Origin of the sequence: Paracidovorax oryzae ATCC 19882, from assembly GCF_000687165.1 — a bacterium.
GTDB lineage: Bacteria > Pseudomonadota > Gammaproteobacteria > Burkholderiales > Burkholderiaceae_C > Paracidovorax > Paracidovorax oryzae.
Genome location: NZ_KK366050.1, coordinates 143,099 through 161,916, shown reverse-complemented (window position 1 = coordinate 161,916; position 18,818 = coordinate 143,099). Strand labels below are relative to the sequence as shown.

At 66.0% G+C, this 18,818-nt stretch carries 19 protein-coding genes and 1 rRNA gene; 14 read left to right on the top strand and 6 right to left on the bottom strand.

Features of this window, described 5'->3' with window-relative positions; all coding sequences use genetic code 11:
* Window positions 1-164: 164 nt before the first annotated feature.
* From rrf to T336_RS0124510, 12 genes are all read left to right on the top strand, one after another.
* Window positions 165-277: ribosomal RNA gene (rrf, locus tag T336_RS0124565) — 5S ribosomal RNA — on the top strand.
* 67 nt (window positions 278-344) lie between these two features.
* A complete protein-coding gene (locus T336_RS0124560; RefSeq protein ID WP_019701302.1) occupies window positions 345-1,091 on the top strand; it encodes a pseudouridine synthase in 747 nt (248 codons plus the stop codon).
* Window positions 1,092-1,156: 65 nt separating this feature from the next.
* On the top strand, window positions 1,157-2,143 hold the full coding sequence (locus T336_RS0124555) for a YncE family protein (protein WP_026434487.1): 987 nt from the start codon (window positions 1,157-1,159) through the stop codon (window positions 2,141-2,143).
* Window positions 2,130-2,966 (top strand): polysaccharide deacetylase family protein, encoded by an 837-nt coding sequence (locus T336_RS0124550; protein WP_051647451.1) that lies wholly within the window; start codon window positions 2,130-2,132, stop codon window positions 2,964-2,966. Before T336_RS0124555 ends, T336_RS0124550 begins: the two co-directional genes overlap by 14 nt.
* A 39-nt stretch (window positions 2,967-3,005) precedes the next feature.
* Complete coding sequence (locus T336_RS0124545) at window positions 3,006-3,992, top strand: sterol desaturase family protein (protein WP_019701305.1); 987 nt, start codon at window positions 3,006-3,008, stop codon at window positions 3,990-3,992.
* A gap of 34 nt (window positions 3,993-4,026) precedes the next feature.
* A complete protein-coding gene (locus T336_RS0124540; RefSeq protein WP_026434485.1) occupies window positions 4,027-4,911 on the top strand; it encodes an EI24 domain-containing protein in 885 nt (294 codons plus the stop codon).
* Between the two features lie 2 nt (window positions 4,912-4,913).
* Window positions 4,914-5,735 (top strand): competence/damage-inducible protein A, encoded by an 822-nt coding sequence (locus T336_RS0124535; protein ID WP_026434484.1) that lies wholly within the window; start codon window positions 4,914-4,916, stop codon window positions 5,733-5,735.
* 157 nt (window positions 5,736-5,892) lie between these two features.
* Window positions 5,893-7,308 carry a type I glutamate--ammonia ligase gene (gene glnA / locus T336_RS0124530; protein ID WP_013593927.1) on the top strand — a complete coding sequence of 472 codons (1,416 nt, stop codon included), beginning with the start codon at window positions 5,893-5,895 and terminating at the stop codon, window positions 7,306-7,308.
* Window positions 7,309-7,510: 202 nt separating this feature from the next.
* Entirely contained in the window at window positions 7,511-8,029 is a 519-nt protein-coding gene (locus tag T336_RS0124525; RefSeq protein ID WP_019701308.1) for a hypothetical protein, read from the top strand.
* Window positions 8,030-8,031: 2 nt separating this feature from the next.
* Window positions 8,032-9,111, top strand: a complete 1,080-nt coding sequence (gene glnL / locus T336_RS0124520) for a nitrogen regulation protein NR(II) (protein WP_026434483.1) — start codon at window positions 8,032-8,034, stop codon at window positions 9,109-9,111.
* Window positions 9,112-9,152: 41 nt separating this feature from the next.
* Complete coding sequence (gene ntrC / locus T336_RS0124515; protein ID WP_026434482.1) at window positions 9,153-10,811, top strand: nitrogen regulation protein NR(I); 1,659 nt, start codon at window positions 9,153-9,155, stop codon at window positions 10,809-10,811.
* Between the two features lie 187 nt (window positions 10,812-10,998).
* Window positions 10,999-11,991 (top strand): ferritin-like domain-containing protein, encoded by a 993-nt coding sequence (locus T336_RS0124510; protein WP_019701311.1) that lies wholly within the window; start codon window positions 10,999-11,001, stop codon window positions 11,989-11,991.
* 110 nt (window positions 11,992-12,101) lie between these two features.
* On the opposite strand, the gene xth is transcribed toward T336_RS0124510, so the two are convergent.
* From xth to T336_RS0124490, 4 genes are read right to left on the bottom strand one after another with little or no spacing between them, the layout of a single operon-like run.
* Window positions 12,102-12,878, bottom strand: coding sequence for an exodeoxyribonuclease III (gene xth / locus T336_RS0124505; RefSeq protein WP_019701312.1), 777 nt, complete (start codon window positions 12,876-12,878; stop codon window positions 12,102-12,104).
* A 46-nt stretch (window positions 12,879-12,924) separates the two neighbouring features.
* Window positions 12,925-13,422: a dihydrofolate reductase gene (locus T336_RS0124500; protein WP_019701313.1), complete on the bottom strand. Its 498-nt coding sequence runs from the start codon at window positions 13,420-13,422 to the stop codon at window positions 12,925-12,927.
* A gap of 9 nt (window positions 13,423-13,431) precedes the next feature.
* Complete coding sequence (locus T336_RS0124495; protein WP_019701314.1) at window positions 13,432-14,022, bottom strand: DUF4337 domain-containing protein; 591 nt, start codon at window positions 14,020-14,022, stop codon at window positions 13,432-13,434.
* Between the two features lie 36 nt (window positions 14,023-14,058).
* Window positions 14,059-14,898 (bottom strand): thymidylate synthase, encoded by an 840-nt coding sequence (locus T336_RS0124490; protein WP_026434481.1) that lies wholly within the window; start codon window positions 14,896-14,898, stop codon window positions 14,059-14,061.
* A gap of 149 nt (window positions 14,899-15,047) precedes the next feature.
* On the opposite strand from T336_RS0124490, the gene T336_RS0124485 reads away from it, so the two are divergent.
* A complete protein-coding gene (locus T336_RS0124485) occupies window positions 15,048-15,590 on the top strand; it encodes an Ivy family c-type lysozyme inhibitor (protein WP_026434480.1) in 543 nt (180 codons plus the stop codon).
* 10 nt (window positions 15,591-15,600) lie between these two features.
* Here T336_RS0124485 and T336_RS0124480 read toward each other — a convergent pair whose 3' ends face one another.
* Both T336_RS0124480 and T336_RS0124475 read right to left on the bottom strand, forming a co-directional pair.
* On the bottom strand, window positions 15,601-17,043 hold the full coding sequence (locus T336_RS0124480; protein WP_026434479.1) for an FAD-binding oxidoreductase: 1,443 nt from the start codon (window positions 17,041-17,043) through the stop codon (window positions 15,601-15,603).
* Between the two features lie 61 nt (window positions 17,044-17,104).
* Window positions 17,105-17,530: a DUF2069 domain-containing protein gene (locus T336_RS0124475; protein WP_026434478.1), complete on the bottom strand. Its 426-nt coding sequence runs from the start codon at window positions 17,528-17,530 to the stop codon at window positions 17,105-17,107.
* A gap of 21 nt (window positions 17,531-17,551) precedes the next feature.
* Here T336_RS0124475 and T336_RS0124470 point away from each other — a divergent pair, with 21 nt between their 5' ends.
* Complete coding sequence (locus T336_RS0124470; protein ID WP_026434477.1) at window positions 17,552-18,817, top strand: YihY family inner membrane protein; 1,266 nt, start codon at window positions 17,552-17,554, stop codon at window positions 18,815-18,817.
* The last annotated feature ends 1 nt before the right edge of the window (window position 18,818 follow it).

The window sequence follows — 18,818 nt, the reverse complement described above, 5'->3', positions numbered from 1 at the left end:
GCAAGCGCTTAAGCTAACCAGTACTAATTGCTCGTGCGGCTTGACCCTATAACTTTGACAACACCGTCAAGGTTGTTATGCCAAGTGACGCAATCAAAACCAAAAGCTGATTTGCTCTATGAATTCGCCGTCCTGACCACAAACCAGGACAGCAACCCTTTATGCCTGATGACCATAGCAAGTTGGTCCCACTCCTTCCCATCCCGAACAGGACAGTGAAACGACTTTGCGCCGATGATAGTGCGGGTTCCCGTGTGAAAGTAGGTCATCGTCAGGCTCCTACAGCCCAAGCCGCCCTCAGATCCTCACCGGTCTGGGGGCGTTTTGCTTTTCGGAGATCCAGATTGCAGTTGCAAGAGATCCTGTATTCCCAAGGGTTTGGCACCAGAAGGGTGTGCGCAGGCCTGATTCAGCACGGTCATGTGCAACTGCGCGAGAAGAACGATACAGGCGATGCGTGGGTTTGCACCGATGCAAGTCTGGAAATCGATCCTGAGGGTCTGACGTTCCACGTCCAGGGCAAGATGTGGCAATGGCACGAACGCGCCTACGTCATGATGAACAAGCCCGCGGCCGTGGAGTGCTCGCAGAAGCCGTCCACCTATCCCAGCGTGTATACCTTGTTGCCCGATCCTCTGCGGCAGCGGCCGGGGCCGGGAAAGATCCTCGGAGTGCAGACCATCGGCAGGCTGGACCAGGATACGACGGGACTGTTGCTGCTGAGCGATGACGGCAGTTTCATCCACCGCGTGAGTTCTCCGAAGAAACAAATACAAAAGACTTACAGAGTGCACGCCAAGTATGATCTTTCTCAACAGCAGAAGGATCAGCTGCTGAAAGGCGTCGTCTTGAACGATGATCCAAAGCCAGTGATCGCTGCGGACTGTGTGCTGCAGGAAGGTTCGATCTTCGACCTCACGGTCACGGAGGGCAAGTACCACCAGATCAAGCGGATGGTAGCTGCCGTGGGCAACCGTGTGGAGCAACTGCACCGTATCCGCATCGGGGGCTTGCATCTGCCCGAGGATTTGCGGGCCGGCGATTGGCGGTGGCTTGGCGAAGAGGATGTCCGCAGGATCTTTGAAGGTTGAGCTCCGGGCGTGGTGCCTGGGTGTGCGGTGAAGACAGTGTCGGTGGTAACGGGTTGGATATGAATATGCGCAAGTGCCCTCGGTGGCTTTTCTCGATCGTTTGCTCCGGCCTCTTATGGACCGGTGCCGCCTTGGCTTCGACCACACCCCCTCCGGTGTTCGTGCTGAACTCCCTCGACGCCGATGTGAGCATCATCGACCCAGCCACGTGGCAGGAAGTGCGCAGGATTCCCACGGGCAAGGAACCGCACCACATGTATCTCACGCCCGACGAGAAATCGCTCGTCGTCGCGAACGCGCTCGCCGACAGCCTGACCTTCATCGATCCGCGCACGGCCCAGGTCCAGCGAACGGTAAGGAATATCGTCGATCCGTACCACCTCCGCTTCACGCCCGACATGAAGTGGCTGATCACGGCGGCGAACCGGCTGAACCATGTGGATTTCTATCGCTGGGACGGCAAGGACCTGACCCTGGTCCAGCGCGTGGCCACGGGGCGCACGCCGAGTCATCTCTGGGTGGACAGTGGCAGCCGCGTGGTGTACTCGACCATGCAGGATAGTGACGAACTGGTGGCCATCGACATCGCCACCCAGAAGATTCGCTGGCGCACCAAGACGGGGCCCATGCCCGCGGACATCTACGGATCCACGGATGACAAGTTCCTCTTCGTGGGACTCACCGGTGGTGATGGCGTCGAGGTGTTCGATGTCTCGGGTGCGGAGCCCAAGCTGGTCCAGCGCATCAAGACCGGCAGCGGAGCGCATGCGTTCCGCGGGGCCGGGGACAAGCGCCACATCTTCGTCAGCAATCGCGTGGCCAACACCATCAGCAAGATCGACATGACTACCCAGAAGGTGGTGGATGTGTACCCGGCCCCTGGCGGACCGGACTGCATGGATGTCTCCCCGGATGGTCGGTGGATCTACGTCAGCGCCCGTTGGGCCAAGAAGATGCTGGTCATCGATACCGTCGAGCGCAAGGTGGTGCAGCGCATCAACGTAGGCAAGTCTCCGCACGGCGTGTGGACACTGCAGCATGCGCCCCGATAAGGTCTGGACGCCGCGAGCGGGCCATGTGCTGCGCGCGGGCTTCATCTGTACGGTCGCCGCGTCCCTGGTACTGCCTGCGGGTGCGGCGAGGGCGGCATGCGACAAGCCGGTCTATCTGACCCTGGACACGGGCCACATGGGCGTTGCTCCCCTCATCGCCGATGTGTTGAAGCGCCAGCATGTGCTCGTGACTTTTTTTGCCGCCAACGAGAAGACCCAGGAAGGCGATGGCAGCCTGGGCAATTTTTGGGCGGGCTGGTGGAAGGCGCGCGCGGCCGAGGGCCATGCATTCGCATCCCATACCTACGACCATGTCTATTGGCGTGCGGATGCCGGTTCGGCGCAAGCCCCGAGCTTCAGGGTGCGCCCATCGGCCGGGCCGCAGGCGGGCCGTGAGTTCACTGTCACGGCACAGCAGTACTGCGAGGAGATCGCCAAGTCGGAAGCCCGCCTCAAGGAAATCACGGGACAGGCGCCTTTGCCGTTGTTCCGGGCTCCCGGAGGCAAGACTTCCGCTCGTCTGCTGCAAGCAGCGAGGCGCTGCGGCTATGCCCATGTGGGATGGTCTCCCGCGGGCTTCCTGGGCGATGAGCTCCCGAGCGAGCGCTACAGCAACGCGGCGCTGCTCCAGCAGGCGCTGGAACATATCCGGCCGGGTGACATCCTGCTGGCGCACCTGGGAATCTGGTCTCGCAAGGACCCGTGGGCTCCCGCGGTGCTCGAGCCTCTGATCGAGGGACTCAAGTCCCGCGGATTCTGCTTCCGCACGCTACGGGAGCATCCGGAGTACCAGGGCTGGATTGCCGCTCATCCCGTGCGGTGACGGGAACCTGGGCGATCAGGGTGGATCGGAGCGAAGGCTATGGACGGGCTCAGTCAAGTATTCGATATGGCGCAGCAATGGCTGTTCGAGACCATCGTGCAGCCGGCGATGTTTTCCCTCGGGATGGCCAACCTGCTGGAGGATGGCTACGCGGCCACCGGCTGGCTGCTGGTGGGCATCCTGCAACTGGGCGTCATGCTGTGCCTCATCGCGCCTTTGCAGCGGTGGAGGCCCGTGGAGCCGGTGACCGACCGTGCGTCCATTCGCACCGATGTGCTCTACACGCTGATCCACCGGCTGGGGCTTTTCCGGCTCGCGCTGTTTTTCAGCGTGGATCCGCTGTGGGATTCGCTGTTCGGCACCCTGCGGGTCGAAGGCTTCAGCACCTTCCACCTGGATGAGGTATGGCCGGGCGTCACCGACGTGCCCTGGGTCAGCCTGCTGATCTACCTCGTGGTCTTCGACTTCCTGAATTACTGGATCCATCGGGGACAGCACCATTTCGAATGGTGGTGGAAGCTGCATGCGCTGCACCACTCGCAGCGGCAGATGACCATGTGGAGCGACAACCGCAACCACCTGCTGGACGACGTGCTGACGGATGCGATCATCGTGATAGTGGCGCAGTTGATCGGGGTGCCGCCGGGCCAGTTCGTCGCCATCGTGGCGGTGACCCAACTGAGCGAGAACTTCCACCATGCCAACCTGCGGGTGTGGTTCGGGCGGTGGGGCGAACGCCTGTGGGTGAGCCCACGCTTCCATCGCCTGCACCACTCCATCGGCCTGGGCCATGAGGGGCCCGCCAGGAGCGGGGAGCGGACGCCGGCGCTGGGAGGTCACAATTTCGGGGTGCTCCTGCCCTGGTGGGACATGCTGTTTCGAACCGCCAACTTCGAACTCCGGTACGACCCCACCGGTATCCGTGACCAGGTCGAGGCGGACTCGGAAGGCCGGGTGCGCGACTATGGCAGAGGCTTCTGGCGGCAGCAGTGGCGTGGATTGATGAGGCTGGCTGGCAAGGATTGAAGGGGTTTCATCCTTCGGCGCTATGCTTGCAACCATGAGGCTGCTCATCGATTCGTTCTGGCGCGCCGTGGGTTACTGCCTGCACCCACGGGTGATCGCCCTCTCGTTGCTGCCGCTGCTGGTGATTGCCCTGCTGACCGGACTGTTCTGGTACCTGTGGTGGGACGGTGCGGTGTCTTCCATCGGGTCACTGCTTGCTGGTTCCGGGTGGATGTCATTCCTCTGGGGATGGCTGCAGGGATTCGGGGTGGAGGGGCCGGCGTTGCTGGCGCCCGTGCTGCTGGTGGTTTTGGTCACCCCCGCCATCGTCGTGCTGTCGGTGCTCGCTGTGGCGATACTGATGGCGCCCGCGCTGGTGTCCCTGGTCGCGCAACGGCGGTTTCCGTCGCTCGAACGCCGGGGCAACGGTTCCTTTCTGGCCAGCGTGGCCTGGTCGCTGGGCTCGACCGTGGCAGCGCTGGTGGCGCTGACCCTTTCCATTCCGCTGTGGTTCATTCCGCCCCTGGTGCTGGTGCTTCCGCCGCTGATCTGGGGATGGCTGACCTACCGCGTGATGGCTTTTGATGCACTCGGCGAACATGCCGACAAGGCGGAGCGCGAGATGATCATGCGGCAGTACCGGATGCAGTTGCTCGGCATCGGCGTGGTCACGGGCTACCTGGGCGCCGCTCCCGGTATCGTCTGGGCCTCGGGTGTCGTGTTCGCTGCCGCTTTCGTGGTGCTCATCCCCGTGGCCGTCTGGATCTACACACTGGTGTTCGCCTTTTCATCCCTGTGGTTCGCGCACTATTGCCTGGCCGCGCTGGAGCAATTGCGGACATCCGGCGCCGGGGGCCGGGCGGCGGCCGCGGCGCCGGGTGCGCCGGGCAGCCCGCTACCTGCCGTTTCTCCGACTTCCCCTCCTGGGCAACATCCATGACCATGGTTCCATCGTTCGGTCTCATCATCGTCGGCGACGAGATCCTTTCCGGCAAGCGCGCCGACAAGCATCTGGCGAAAGCCATCGAATTGCTGGGGGCACGCGGCATTCCACTGGCCTATGCGGACTATGTCGGGGACGACCCTGCGCGCATCACCGCCACGCTGCGAAGGGCGTTCGGGTCAGGCGATGTCGTTTTCTCCTGCGGCGGCATCGGTGCCACGCCCGATGACCACACCCGCCAGTGTGCCGCGACCGCGCTCGGCGCGGAGCTGGCACTGCACCCCGAGGCTGCAGAGCTGATCCGCGAGAGGATGCGGGATGTGGCCCGGGAGCAGGGCGTGCCTTACGAGCCAGACCGTGCAGACAACGTGCATCGGCTCAACATGGGTGTCTTCCCCCGGGGCGCCCGGATCATCCCCAATCCTTACAACAAGATTCCCGGCTTCTCGTGCGACGCCCAGGGGGGGGGGACGGTGCATTTCTTCCCGGGTTTTCCGGTGATGGCCTGGCCCATGATGGAGTGGGTGCTCGACGAGCACTGCCGGCAGTGGTTCAACCGCCGGCCGCAGACCGAACGCTCGGTGGTCGTGTACGGAGCCATGGAGGCAGCGCTCACCCCGCTGATGGAGAAAGTGGAGACGGGCCATGCCGGCGTGAAGGTGTTCAGTCTTCCCAGCGTGGACCATCCGGTCCATGGCCGGCATATCGAATTGGGAGTCAAGGGCGACTCGGCCCTGGTTCCGCCGGCCTGGAGCGATTTGCTCCAGGGTCTGCGCGATTTTGGTGCAAGCCTTGGCCCTGAATTGGTGCGGAGCACCTGACGCAAGGCCCTGGAGAGAGTGAGGCCCGTTTCTGGTGCATGCCGGGCGGCGGGCTGTTGCGGAAGACGTGCATGCTCCGCGTTAGTGCATGCTGGCACGTTATCTGCTTTTTGTAGGCCGTGTTTTTTTCAACAAACGCTAAATCCTGGAGATCCTGATGGCAAAGACCGTTGCAGACGTGATGAAGATGGTGAAGGAGAACGAAGTCAAGTTTGTGGACTTCCGCTTCACCGACACCCGCGGCAAGGAGCAGCACGTCACCGTGCCGGTGTCCCATTTCGACGAAGACAAGTTCTCGTCGGGCCACGCTTTCGACGGTTCTTCGGTGGCGGGCTGGAAAGGCATCGAGGCTTCGGACATGCAGCTCATGCCCGATCCCAACACCGCCAACATCGATCCGTTCTTCGAGGAAACCACGCTGTTCCTGCAGTGCGACGTGATCGAGCCGGGCGACGGCAAGGCCTATGACCGCGATCCGCGGTCCATCGCCAAGCGCGCTGAAGCCTACCTGAAGGCCTCCGGCCTGGGCGACACGGCCTTCTTCGGTCCGGAGCCTGAATTCTTCATCTTCGATGGGGTGCGCTGGAGCAACGAGCCTGGCAAGGTCATGTTCGAGATCGAAGAGTACGAAGCGCCCTGGAACTCCGGTGCGAAGCTGGAAGGCGGCAACCGCGGCCACCGTCCCACGGTCAAGGGCGGCTACTTCCCCGTGCCTCCCGTGGACAGCACGCAGGACATGCGCGCTGAAATGTCCCTGATCCTCGAATCGCTGGGCATCCCGGTCGAGGTGTTCCACCATGAAGTGGCCGGCGCGGGGCAGAACGAGATCGGTACCAAGTTCAGCACGCTGGTCGAGCGCGCCGACTGGACCCAGGTGCTCAAGTACGTGGTGTGGAACGTGGCCAATGCCTACGGCAAGACGGCGACTTTCATGCCCAAGCCCTATGCCGGCGACAACGGGTCCGGCATGCATGTGCACCAGTCCATCTGGAAGGACGGCAAGAACCTGTTCGCCGGTGACGGCTACGCCGGCCTGTCGGATTTCGCGCTGTACTACATCGGCGGCGTGATCAAGCATGCACGTGCCCTGAACGCCATCACGAACCCCGGCACCAACAGCTACAAGCGCCTGGTGCCCGGCTTCGAGGCTCCCGTGAAGCTGGCGTACTCCGCACGCAACCGTTCGGCATCGATCCGCATTCCGTACGTGGCCAACCCGAAGGGTCGCCGCATCGAGGCGCGCTTCCCCGATCCTTCCGCCAACCCGTACCTGTGCTTCTCGGCCCTGATGATGGCCGGCCTGGACGGAGTGGAGAACAAGATCCATCCGGGCGAAGCCGCCACGAAGGACCTCTACCACCTGCCGCCGGAAGAGGACAAGCTGGTGCCGACCGTGTGCCACAGCCTCGACCAGGCGCTGGAGTACCTCGACAAGGACCGTGCCTTCCTGACCAAGGGCGGCGTGTTCACCGACTCGATGCTGGATGCCTACATCGAACTCAAGATGCAGGAAGTCACGCGTTTCCGCATGGCTCCGCACCCTGTGGAATACGACATGTACTATTCGCTGTGATCAGGCGGTCTCCGGCGCTGCCGGAGACCCCTGTCCAGGAACGCAAGGCGGCTTCGGCCGCCTTTTTTCATGGCCGTGACGATCGCATGTCAGGGCTGCCCAATACCCTGCGACGCAGGGCCATGCATGGCGGTGCCGGAGCGATTGGGGGATACTTCCGGTCAGCTTCCGCGTGCCGCTCGCACGCATCGCGAGGACTTGAATGAAAAGAATTGTCTGTGCGCTCATGGCCCTGGCGGCCCTGGCACCGGCCGCCTGGTCGCAGGACCGCATCTACCGCTGCGGCAACGAATACACCAACAACGTGAGCCAGGCCCGGGAAAAGGGCTGCAAGCTCGTGGAGGGCGGCAATGTGACCGTGGTGCAGGGATCGCGGCCTTCAGGGGGCGGCGGTGCTGCGCACTCCTCAGCACCGGCAGGCGGCAATGCCGCCGCGTCGCCTTCCAGCGCTCCGCGCGTGGATGCCAATGACCAACGTGCCCGCGACTCCGACGCGCGGTCCATCCTGGAGGCGGAACTGCGCAAGGCGGAGGCCCGGCTGGCGGACCTGTCCCGCGAGTACAACAATGGCGAACCCCAGCGCACGGCGCTGGAGTTGCGCAACCCGCAGGTCTATATCGAGCGGACCGCCGAACTCAAGGCTGCCGTGTCCCGTGCGGAGAGCGACGTGGCGGGCATCAAGCGCGAGCTGGCACGCCTGCCCGCGCCGGCAGGCCGCTGAGCGTGGCCCCGAGCTCTTCCGCGCGTCCGGCCACGCGCTATGTCGCCCTGGATCTCGTGTCCACGCTGGTGGCGGTGCTGCATCAGGACGGTTCCGTGATGTTCGCGAACGCATCGCTGGAAAACATGCTGGGCCTGTCGCGCCGCACGCTGGAAAGCGCCGACTTCTGTTCCTTCTTCACGGATCCGGCGTTGCTGCAGACGGCCCTGGCGGGCGCCCGCGAGCAGGATTTCGCGGCATTGCGCTTCGAGGCGGGGCTGCGGCGCGGGCCTCTTCAGGAGCAGATACCCGTCCACGTGAACGTGGCGGTGGCGGAACAGACCGGCGAGATCCTGGTGGAGATGTGGCCGCTGGAAGCCCAGGCTCGGCAGGACCGGGAAGAACGCCTGCGAGAGCAGGCCCTGGCCAACAAGGAGCTGATCCGCAACCTCGCGCACGAGATCAAGAATCCGCTCGGGGGCATCCGCGGAGCGGCCCAGTTGCTCGAGATGGAACTCGACAATCCGGAGCTTACCGAATACACCCAGGTCATCATCCACGAGGCCGACCGCCTGCAGAGCCTGGTGGACCGGCTTCTGGCGCCCCACCGGCATCCGCACCTCGTGGGCGACGTGAACATCCATGAGGTGTGCGAGCGGGTGCGTTCGCTGGTCCTGGTGGAATACCCGCACGGCCTGCGCGTGCAGCGCGACTATGACACCTCGATTCCGGAATTCCGGGGTGACCGGGCGCAGCTCATCCAGGCGGTGTTGAACATCGTGCAGAACGCGGCGCAGGTGCTGACGGAACGCATTGGCGCCGGCGATGCCGTCATCACGCTGCGCACGCGCGTCGCGCGGCAGGTGACTTTCGGGCGGCAGCGGTATCGCTTGGCACTGGAATTGCATGTCATCGACAACGGACCGGGCGTACCCGAAGCGATCAAGGAGCGGATCTTCTATCCGCTGGTGACGGGGCGCGATGGAGGGTCGGGGCTGGGGCTGACGCTCGCACAGACTTTCGTGCAGCGGCACCACGGCTTGATCGAATGCGACAGCGTTCCGGGTCGCACCGATTTCCGCATCCTCATTCCCTTGCCCTGAGGTCCGGAGACATTCACTTCGAGACAAGGTAGAACTCACACATGAAGCCGATCTGGATAGTAGATGACGACCCCTCGATCCGCTTCGTCCTGGAAAAGGCGCTGGCCCGAGAGAACCTGCCGACGCGCAGCTTCACCCACCCACGCGAGGTGCTCGATGCGCTCGCCGACGTAGCGGCCGGAGACCCGGCGCGGCAGGGGCCGCAGGTGCTGGTCAGCGACATCCGCATGCCCGGGGGCTCGGGTCTGCAATTGCTGGAGCAGGTGCGGCAGCAGCAGCCCGGCCTCCCGGTCATCATCATGACTGCGTATTCCGACCTGGACAGTGCCGTGTCCGCATTCCAGCGCGGCGCGTTCGAGTACCTGCCCAAGCCGTTCGACCTGCCCAAGGCCGTGGAGCTGATCCGCCGGGCGGTGGAGGAAAGCCAGCGGGAGGAGGTCACCGAGGAGCGCCAGACCGCCACGCCCGAGATGCTGGGCCAGGCCCCTGCCATGCAGGACGTGTTCCGTGCGATCGGGCGGCTGAGCCAGAGCCAGGTGACGGTGCTGATCACCGGGGAGTCCGGCTCCGGCAAGGAACTCGTGGCCCGCGCGCTGCACAAGCATTCGCCGGTGGCCGAAGGGCCCTTCGTCGCGATCAACACGGCGGCGATCCCCAAGGACCTGCTGGAGAGCGAGCTGTTCGGCCATGAGCGGGGTGCATTCACCGGTGCCCAGACCCAGCGCCGCGGCCGCTTCGAGCAAGCGGAAGGGGGGACGCTGTTCCTCGATGAAATCGGTGACATGCCGTTCGACCTGCAGACGCGCCTGCTGCGGGTGCTGTCGGACGGGCAGTTCTACCGGGTGGGGGGACATGCAGCCGTCAAGGCGCACGTCCGCGTCATTGCCGCGACGCACCAGAACCTGGAGCTGCGGGTCAAGGACGGGGTGTTCCGCGAAGATCTTTTCCACCGCCTCAACGTGATCCGGCTGCGGTTGCCCGCATTGCGCGAGCGGCACGAGGATGTGCCGATGCTGACGCGGCACTTCCTGCAGCAGAGCGCGCGCCAGCTGGGCGTGGAGCCGAAGCGCATTTCCGATGCGGCACTGTCCCGGCTGGGGCAGTTCTCGTTCCCCGGCAACGTGCGGCAACTGGAGAACATCTGCCATTGGCTGACCGTGATGGCGCCAGCGCAGGTCATTTCGCTGCAGGACCTGCCTCCCGAGGTGCTCGACGGTCCTGCGTCTGCCGATGCGTCGCTTCCGGTGGCGGAGGCGGCACGTCCGGATCCATCGGCGCAGTCGGCGGGGATAGCCGATGTGTCCGGCTCCGGCATGCCGTCAGGCACGGTGCTGCGCGATGACCGCGGTGCCGGGTGGCCCGCGGGGCTGGCTGGCGGTTCAGTGGCCACGGGTGCCGTCGTGTCCCTGCCGGGTACCGCCCCTGCAGTGCAGGCGCTGGCGCCGCATGCCGCTGCGGGCGATCCGTCCGGATGGGAGCATGCGCTGGAGGCGGAGGCCCAGAAGCTGCTGGCCACGGGGCAGCCGGAAGTGTGGGACGTGCTCACGCGCCGGTTCGAATCGCGCCTGATCCGCACGGCGCTGTCCACCACCCATGGGCGTCGCATGGAGGCTGCTCAGCGCCTCGGCATCGGCCGCAACACCATCACCCGCAAGATCCAGGAACTGGGGCTCGGACCCTCCGACGATCCCGCGGGCTGAGACGAGGCGGAGTTGCCGTCGTGAAAGCGAAGCTCTCATTTTTGTAGCAAAAAGATGAGATTGGACGGGTGTTTGCTCATCCGTTGCGCTGGCGTATCTCCTACAGCGCAGCCACGCACGCGCCGACCCTCCGGACAAGCGGCGCCTTCCAGAATGAAGGCACTGTTCAACCAACCGGAGCGAATTCATGTCGGATTTCAACGATGCAAACCGCGACCCTTTGACCAATGAGCCTGGCGCCCATCCCGTGGGTACCGGCGTGGGCGCCGCGGGTGGTGCGGTGGCCGGTGCGGCGGCGGGCTCCTTCGGCGGGCCGATCGGCGCGGCCGTGGGCGGCGTCGCAGGCGCCGTGGTCGGCGGCCTCGCAGGCAAGGCTGCTGCGGAGTCCGTGAACCCCACGGTGGAAGACGCCTACTGGCGCGAAAGCTACCAGCGGGAGCCGTACTACCGCAATGGCCGCACGTACGACGAGTACCGTCCTGCCTATGAACTGGGATGGAGTTCCGTTGGGCGCTACGAAGGCGACTTCGATACGGTGGAGCCCCATCTGGCGCGTGACTGGGGCCAGGCGCGGGGCACCAGCGGCATGGAGTGGGACGAGGCCCGTCCGGCCACGCGCGCCGCCTGGGAGCGCGCCGGCAGTGGCAGTGCCACCACCGTCGGCGGGGCCGGCGTGGGCGCCGCCGTGGGCAGCATGACGCAATCCACGACGGGTGACACCGCACTGGTGGACAACGACGACGTGGTGGACGTGCTGGACGATCTGCTGGAATCCTGCCGCGATGGCGAGTACGGCTTCCGCGCATCGGCCGAGCATGCCGAATCCCCCGAGCTCAAGGGCATCCTGCTGCGCCATGCCAGCGAGTGCGCCTCCGCGGCTGCGGAACTGGAACGCGAGATCCGCAACCATGGCGGCGAGCCGTCGAGCGGCGGTTCCATGTCCGGAGCGCTGCACCGGGGCTGGGTGTCCGTGAAGACCGCCCTGAGCACCCGGGACGACAAGGCCGTGCTGGAGGAGTGCGAGCGCGGCGAGGACGCCGCGGTGGCACGCTACCGCAAGGCGCTGAAGGCCTCGTTGCCCGCTTCCGTGCGCAGCCTGGTCGAGCGCCAGGCGGAGGGGGCCCAGCGCAACCACGACGAAGTGCGCGACCTGCGGGACCGTTACAAGGCCATGCCCTGAGTTCGGCCGGTACGCATCGCCTGCCTGCGTGCAGGCGATAGGTCGCGGCCTGCAGCGGGAGTCCTGCTGCGGGCCGCGGCGCTTTCCACGCCCGGTGCCTGCGGGCCGTGTCAGCCGAGCGTGGCGACGACCGGCGCGTGGTCGCTGGGCTGCGGGTTCTTGCGAGGTTGTCGGTCGATCGCGCAGGCGGTGACCTGTCCGCGCAGCGCTTCGCTTACCAGGATGTGGTCGATGCGCAGGCCCCGGTTCTTCTGGAAGCCCAGCATGCGGTAGTCCCACCACGAAAAGCTCTTCTCGGGCTGCTCGAACATGCGGTAGGCATCGGTGAGCCCCAGTTGCAGGAGGCTCTGGAAGTGGGTGCGCTCTTCCACGGTGTGGTGGATGGTGTCTTTCAAGCCCACGGGATCGAAGGAGTCGCGGTCTTCAGGCGCCACGTTGAAGTCGCCCACGAGCACCAGCCGGGGGTGGGCGAGCAGTTCTTCCCCGACCCACCGGTGCAGTGCGGCCAGCCAGAGCATCTTGTATGCGAACTTCTCCGTGCCTGGGGCCTGGCCGTTCACGAAGTAGCAATTGATGAACCGGAGCGGGCCTTGGGGCGTGTCCAGCGTCGCTGCGATCACGCGTGCCTGGGCATCCTCGTGGCCGGGGATGTTGCGCACCACGTCGCGCGCGGGCGTGCGGCTCAGGATGGCGACGCCGTTATAGGTCTTCTGCCCGAAGCTCACGGCGTGGTAGCCGGCGGATTCGAAGGCATCGTGGGGAAATTTCTCGTCCACCAGCTTGAGTTCCTGCAGGCCGATGGCATCCACGGGGTTGTCGGCCAGCCAGGCCAGCACCTGGGGCAGCCGTACGGAGAGGGAGTTGACGTTCCAGGTGGCCAGCTTCATGGGATGAGATCGATGCGAAGAAAGACGGAGCTTGCCGGCGACGGCTTCAGCGGCGACGGTAGCTGACGAAGGAAAACGGAAGGGCCGCACTTCCGGCAGAGGTCTGCACGGGGGTCCGGGCGGTCTCCTCCCATTCGGAGCCCAGCACGGGGGCGAAGGCGTCTGCTTCGAAATCCCGGTGGATTTCTGTGACCTCCACGCCGTCCGCCATCGGAAGGGCCTGGGCGTAGACCTGCGCACCGCCCATCACCCATACCGTATCGCCATGTGGCCGGGCCAGTTCCAGCGCCTGCGCCAGGCTGGAGGCGGGCAGGGCTCCCTCTGCGTGCCAGCCGGTCTGGCGCGTGACCACGATGTTCGTGCGGCCGGGCAGGGGACGGAAGCGGGCAGGCAGGGAGTCCCAGGTCTTGCGCCCCATGACCACCGTGGCACCCAGCGTGAGTTGCTTGAAATGCGCCAGGTCTTCGGGCAGGTGCCAGGGCATGGCGTTGTGCAGGCCGATACCGCCATTGGCGGCCCGTGCGTAGATGAGTTTCAGTGCCATGGCGCCGTGTCAGAGATGGAGGGCCGCCAGGACGCCGATGGCGATGCCCAGGCCCGCTACGCCGTACATGCCCCACTGCAGCCACTTGCGGCGCGTGAGCAGGGCGATGGCGGCCAGCGCGATGGCGACCTGCAGCACCGTGGTGGCCTGCGCCCACCGGTGGTGCTGGTGCATCTGCTGTTCGCTTTGCTCATCCAGCGCCATGGACTGGGCTTCCAGTGCCTCGGCCTTGCGCTTGATGTCGTTTTTCTCCTGCTCGTAGCGGTCCAGCCGGGTCTGCAGTTCGGGCTTGCGATTGTCCGGCGCCAGGTCGCGTGCCAGCTCGGTGACCGACTGCTTGGTGCTCTTGGATTGGTAGTAGGCCCACTGGTTGGCTGCCTCGGTCTTCTTGATGGCGGCATCGTTCTTGATCAGACCGGCATTGGCCTGCGTGGCGCCGCCCATGTACGAGAAGATGGCGCCCACCGTGGCGATGATGGCCGTCGCCATGGCGATGCGGTTGGTCATGGCGCCGTGGTCGGCATCGGGATGGGCGTGCTGGGCGGCATGCTCGACGGCGTGGTCGTGCGGCCCATGGACGTGGAAGCCGTGGGAGGACATGGTGAGAGGCTGGAAGCGTTTGGAAAAACGGAAGGATCAGACCGCGACCGGCGCCTTGATGGCGGGGTGGTGCTCGTAGTCGCGCACCTCGAAGTCTTCGAGCTGGTAGTCGAAGAGACTGTCCGGCCGGCGCAGGATGTGCAGCGTGGGGTAGGGGTGGGGAGCGCGCGACAGCTGCAGTTCCACCTGCTCGAAATGGTTGCTGTAGATGTGGCAGTCGCCGCCGGTCCAGATGAAGTCGCCCACGTCCAGGTTGCACTGCTGCGCCATCATGTGGGTCAGCAGCGCGTAGCTGGCGATGTTGAAGGGCACGCCCAGGAAGATGTCGGCGCTGCGCTGGTACAGCTGGCAGCTCAGCCGGCCCCGCTCTCCGGCGGCCTTAGGCGGTGCCACGTAGAACTGGAAGAACGCGTGGCAGGGCATGAGGGCCATCTTGTCCAGGTCGGCCACGTTCCAGGCGCTCACGATGATGCGGCGCGAGTCGGGATTGGTCCTGAGCGTTTCGACTACCTGGCTGATCTGGTCGATATGGCCGCCGTCCGGCGTGGGCCAGCTGCGCCACTGCACGCCATAGACCGGGCCCAGGTCGCCATCCTCGTGGGCCCATTCGTCCCAGATGGTGACGCCGCGCTCCTTCAGCCAGTGGTTGCTGCTGGAGCCGGTGAGGAACCAGAGCAGCTCCGTGATGATGGACTTGAGATGGACCTTCTTGGTGGTAACCAGCGGAAAGCCCTCGTTCAGGTCGAACCGCATCTGGTAGCCGAACACGCTGCGGGTGCCGGTGCCGGTGCGGTCGCCCTTGGCCACGCCATGGGCATGGACGTGGCGCATGAAGTCTTCGTACTGGGAGCGCACGGGGCGGGCGGGGGCATTCATGGGCAGCAGGCGCAAGCGCGTTCGCAACTATGGAGCCGTGGATTCTAGGGTCTGGGCCGGCAGGCTGCCGGAGCCGGGGCTGGAGCTCGTGAAAGAGCTAAGCTCGGGTGTCGCACCATTCCCAGGCCCACCGGGCCGGCTTTGCCAACATGCCCCATACATCGTCGCGATTTTCCTTCCCTTTCCTCGCCGGGTGGTCGCTGGCTGCCCTCCTGTCGCTGGCAGGTTGCGCCAGCAACGTGCCCCTGTCTCCTGCCCAGCCGTCCACCACCCCGCCGCCTGCCCCGGCCGCTGCGGCTCCTGCCGCTGCCGCCACTCCTGCGGCGGCCGACCACTGGGCCGGCATGCAGGCACTGGTGGGGCGCTATCCCACCGACAGTGTGGATTTCCTGCGCACCGGGCCCATGGCCGAACGCCTGAAGGGCCTGCTGGGCCCCGTGAACTATCCCGTGCTCCTGCAGAACATGGGCACCAGCGGCCCGCTGCGCAAGGAAGGAAATCTGCTCTACATCACCGGCAACCGGCCGCACCAGGGCGGGTCGGAGTCCGCTGCCGTGGTGCTCGATCCCGCGCGCGATGCGATGCGCGTGTGGCTGCAGACGGACGGTGAGGAGTGGGACGTGCAGGACTATGGCCGCGGCGTGCAGATGCCAGCCGAAGTGCGCACGATGATGGAGAACGCGCGGCGCTGAGCCGTTGCCGTCAGATGGTGGCCTGGTCTGCCCGGACCGGCAGCATGCAGTGCGGGTTCATCAGGCCCTGGGGGTCGAGCGCCCCCTTGATGGACCGCATCATCGCCAGCGCCACGGGAGACTGGTACTGCTGCAGCTTGTCCACCTTGAGGGCGCCCACGCCGTGCTCGGCGGAGAACGAACCGCCGAACGCGGCTACGGCCTCGTAGACGAGGTGGTTCACGCGGTCTTCCTGGTCGCGCAGGAAGGCCTTGGCATCGCCCTCCGCCGGCGCCTGCACGTTGTAGTGCAGGTTGCCGTCCCCCAGGTGGCCGAAGTTGACCAGGCGCACGCCCGGGATCTCCCGCTGCAGCAGCGCATCCGCATGCTCCACGAAGGCCGGGATGCGCGAGATGGGCACGGAGATGTCGTGCTTGATGTTCAGCCCCTCCTCGGCCTGTGCGAGCGGGATGTTTTCGCGGATGTGCCACAGCTGGTGCGCCTGGGCGAGGTTCTCCGCCACCACGGCATCCACCACGCAGCCGGCATCGAAGGCGGTTTCCAGCAGAGCCTCGAAGCGGGCGCGGGCGTGCTCCTCGGATTCGCTGTCGCTGTTTTCCAGCAGCACGCCGTAGGGCACGTCGTCCTGGTCGATGAAGGGCACGCGCAACTGCGGCATGTGCTTGTTCACGAGGCTGAGTGCGAAGCGGCCCATGACCTCGAAGCCCGTCAGGCTGGCACCCAGGTGGCCGTGGGCCAGTGCGAGCAGCTGCACCGCGTGCGCCATGGACGGTACCGCGGCCCAGGCCGTGAGGCTGGCTGCCGGGCGCGGATAGAGCTTCATGGTGGCGGCGGTGATGATGCCCAGCGTGCCCTCGCTGCCGATGAACAGGTCGCGCAGGTCGTAGCCGGTGTTGTCCTTGCGCAGGCCCTTCAGTCCGCTCCAGACCTCGCCCTGCGGCGTGACCACTTCCAGCCCCAGGCACAGGTCGCGCGTGTTGCCGTAGCGCACCACCTGCGTTCCGCCGGCGTTGGTGGCGAGGTTGCCCCCGATGGTGCAACTGCCTTCGGCTGCCAGGCTGAGCGGGAAGAGCAGGCCGGCCTTTTCGGCCGTGTCCTGCAGGTTCTGCAGGATGCAGCCGGCCTCCACCGTCATGGTGAGGTTGTCGGCATCGACGCTGCGCACTGCATTCATGCGCGTGAGGCTCAGCACCACCTGCGTGCCCGATGCATCGGGAATGGAGCCCACCGCCAGGCCGGTATTGCCGCCCTGGGGCACCAGCGCGGTACCGTGGGCGGCGCAGGCTTTCACCACGGAGGCCACCTCGGCGGTGCTGGCGGGGCGGACCACGGCCAGGGCCTTGCCACGGGCGCGCCGGCGCCAGTCCTGTTCCCAGGCCGTGAGGTCGCCATCGACCAGGACGTGGTGGGCGCCGACGATCTGGCGCAGGGTGTCGATCAGGGAGGCGGTCATGGAAGTCTTCTCGCAGCAACGAAACGGAACAGGAACGCAGGATGGCAGCGGCAGGCCGGGATCAGCCGGGGCGCGAGGCAGGATGCTGCCGGCCCGTACAGACGCCTGCATGGCGCTGCCGGAGCCGCACGTGCAGGGCGCACGCCGTGAACAGGCCCAGGCAGAGCACGATCTCCGCGCACGCCAGCCAGCGTCCCGGCGGTGCATCGCTCCACGCACGTACCACCCCTTCGGTGAAGTACAGCCACACCACCAGGCTGACCCAGCGGTAGGTGTACATGCGGCGCTTGAGCAGGCCCGCCAGCGGCAGGGCGAGCGGCAGGGCCTTGAGCGCCAGCCAGGAGCCGCCGGGGCGCAGCGGCGCCAGCCAGAGCTCCCAGGCCAGGCAAAGCACGATGAGGCCCAGCAGGCTGCCCACGGCGAGCCAGCGGGTGAAGGCGACGGTGGGGGCCGATGGGGCGGGGATGGGCGCGGAGGATGCAGGCATCGGGATGGCATCATATCGGCCATGTCCATTGCCCACCTCGCGCAGCGCTTCGAAGCCGTGCTGTCGGACCTGTCGCGCTTTCCCTGGCGGACGACCGCGCACACGCTGCGCGAGCGCTTCCGGGAAGACCGCCTGGGCCTGACGGCCAGCAGCCTGACGTTCACCACGCTGCTGGCCCTGGTGCCTTTCTTCACGGTGGCGCTGGCCATCTTCACGGCCTTCCCGATCTTCCGCACGCTGCAGACGGGGTTGCAGCGCTGGCTGGTGGACAGCCTCGTGCCGGACAGCATTTCCCGGCAGGTGCTGGGGTACCTGACCCAGTTCGCCGCCAAGGCGAGCGGGTTGGGGGTGGCGGGTTTCTCCATTCTGCTGGCCACGGCCCTCGCGCTCATCCTCACGATCGACCGCACGCTGAACAACATCTGGCGCGTGCCCCGCCTGCGCCCGCTGGGGCAGCGGGTGCTGATCTACTGGGCCGTCATCACGCTCGGGCCGCTGGTGCTCGCCGCGAGCCTGGCATTGACCACGTCGGTCGCCTCCAGCGCATCGCGTGGCCTCGAAGGTGCGCTGCCTGACAGCGCCCGGCTGCTGTTCGACTCCATCGAATTCCTGCTGCTGGCCGGGGGCACGGCGGCGCTGTACCGCTATGTACCGAACACCCAGGTGCGCTGGCGGCATGCCTGGTCCGGCGGGGTGTTCGTGTCGGTGGGCATCGAGGTGGCCAAGAAGGTGCTGGGGCTCTACATCGCGTCCGTGCCCACCTATTCGGTGCTCTACGGTGCTTTCGCGACCCTGCCGATCCTGCTGGTCTGGATCTACGTGGCGTGGGTGATCGTGCTGCTCGGCGCGGTGGTGGCGGCCTACCTGCCCAGCCTGCTCACGGGGGTGGAGCGAACGGCCACCGAGCAGGGGTGGAGCTTCCAGCTGGCGGTGGAGGTGCTGCAGCAGTTGCATGCGGCCCGCCACACGTCACAGCGCGGGCTGGATGCCGGCGGGCTGGCCCAGGCGCTGCGCGTGGATGTACTGCAGCTCGAACCGGTGCTGGAAGCGCTGACGGGGCTGGACTGGATCGTGCAGGTCAACGAGGCGGCCCATGGGGCGGCCGACGACGAGGCTCCGCGGTATGTGCTGCTGGCGGAACCCGCCACCACTTTCCTGGAGCCGCTGGTGCAGCGGCTGCTCATCGAGCGCGGAGAGAGCCTGGAGCGTTTCTGGGGCAACACCGGCATGGCCGTGCTCAAGCTCGCCGACGTGCTTCCCCGGCCCGGCGGCTCTGCGCCGTCCTGAA

Excerpts from the sequence above, each read along its gene's own strand:
- T336_RS0124500 (WP_019701313.1), bottom strand. The coding sequence starts at position 13,422 with ATGGCACTGAAACTCATCTACGCACGGGCCGCCAATGGCGGTATCGGC.
- T336_RS0124475 (WP_026434478.1), bottom strand. The coding sequence starts at position 17,530 with ATGCCTGCATCCTCCGCGCCCATCCCCGCCCCATCGGCCCCCACCGTC.
- T336_RS0124540 (WP_026434485.1), top strand. The coding sequence starts at position 4,027 with ATGAGGCTGCTCATCGATTCGTTCTGGCGCGCCGTGGGTTACTGCCTG.
- T336_RS0124545 (WP_019701305.1), top strand. The coding sequence starts at position 3,006 with ATGGACGGGCTCAGTCAAGTATTCGATATGGCGCAGCAATGGCTGTTC.
- glnA (WP_013593927.1), top strand. The coding sequence starts at position 5,893 with ATGGCAAAGACCGTTGCAGACGTGATGAAGATGGTGAAGGAGAACGAA.
- T336_RS0124495 (WP_019701314.1), bottom strand. The coding sequence starts at position 14,022 with ATGTCCTCCCACGGCTTCCACGTCCATGGGCCGCACGACCACGCCGTC.
- T336_RS0124470 (WP_026434477.1), top strand. The coding sequence starts at position 17,552 with ATGTCCATTGCCCACCTCGCGCAGCGCTTCGAAGCCGTGCTGTCGGAC.
- xth (WP_019701312.1), bottom strand. The coding sequence starts at position 12,878 with ATGAAGCTGGCCACCTGGAACGTCAACTCCCTCTCCGTACGGCTGCCC.
- T336_RS0124485 (WP_026434480.1), top strand. The coding sequence starts at position 15,048 with ATGCCCCATACATCGTCGCGATTTTCCTTCCCTTTCCTCGCCGGGTGG.
- T336_RS0124535 (WP_026434484.1), top strand. The coding sequence starts at position 4,914 with ATGGTTCCATCGTTCGGTCTCATCATCGTCGGCGACGAGATCCTTTCC.
- ntrC (WP_026434482.1), top strand. The coding sequence starts at position 9,153 with ATGAAGCCGATCTGGATAGTAGATGACGACCCCTCGATCCGCTTCGTC.
- T336_RS0124555 (WP_026434487.1), top strand. The coding sequence starts at position 1,157 with ATGCGCAAGTGCCCTCGGTGGCTTTTCTCGATCGTTTGCTCCGGCCTC.
- T336_RS0124550 (WP_051647451.1), top strand. The coding sequence starts at position 2,130 with ATGCGCCCCGATAAGGTCTGGACGCCGCGAGCGGGCCATGTGCTGCGC.
- T336_RS0124525 (WP_019701308.1), top strand. The coding sequence starts at position 7,511 with ATGAAAAGAATTGTCTGTGCGCTCATGGCCCTGGCGGCCCTGGCACCG.
- T336_RS0124480 (WP_026434479.1), bottom strand. The coding sequence starts at position 17,043 with ATGACCGCCTCCCTGATCGACACCCTGCGCCAGATCGTCGGCGCCCAC.
- T336_RS0124510 (WP_019701311.1), top strand. The coding sequence starts at position 10,999 with ATGTCGGATTTCAACGATGCAAACCGCGACCCTTTGACCAATGAGCCT.
- T336_RS0124490 (WP_026434481.1), bottom strand. The coding sequence starts at position 14,898 with ATGAATGCCCCCGCCCGCCCCGTGCGCTCCCAGTACGAAGACTTCATG.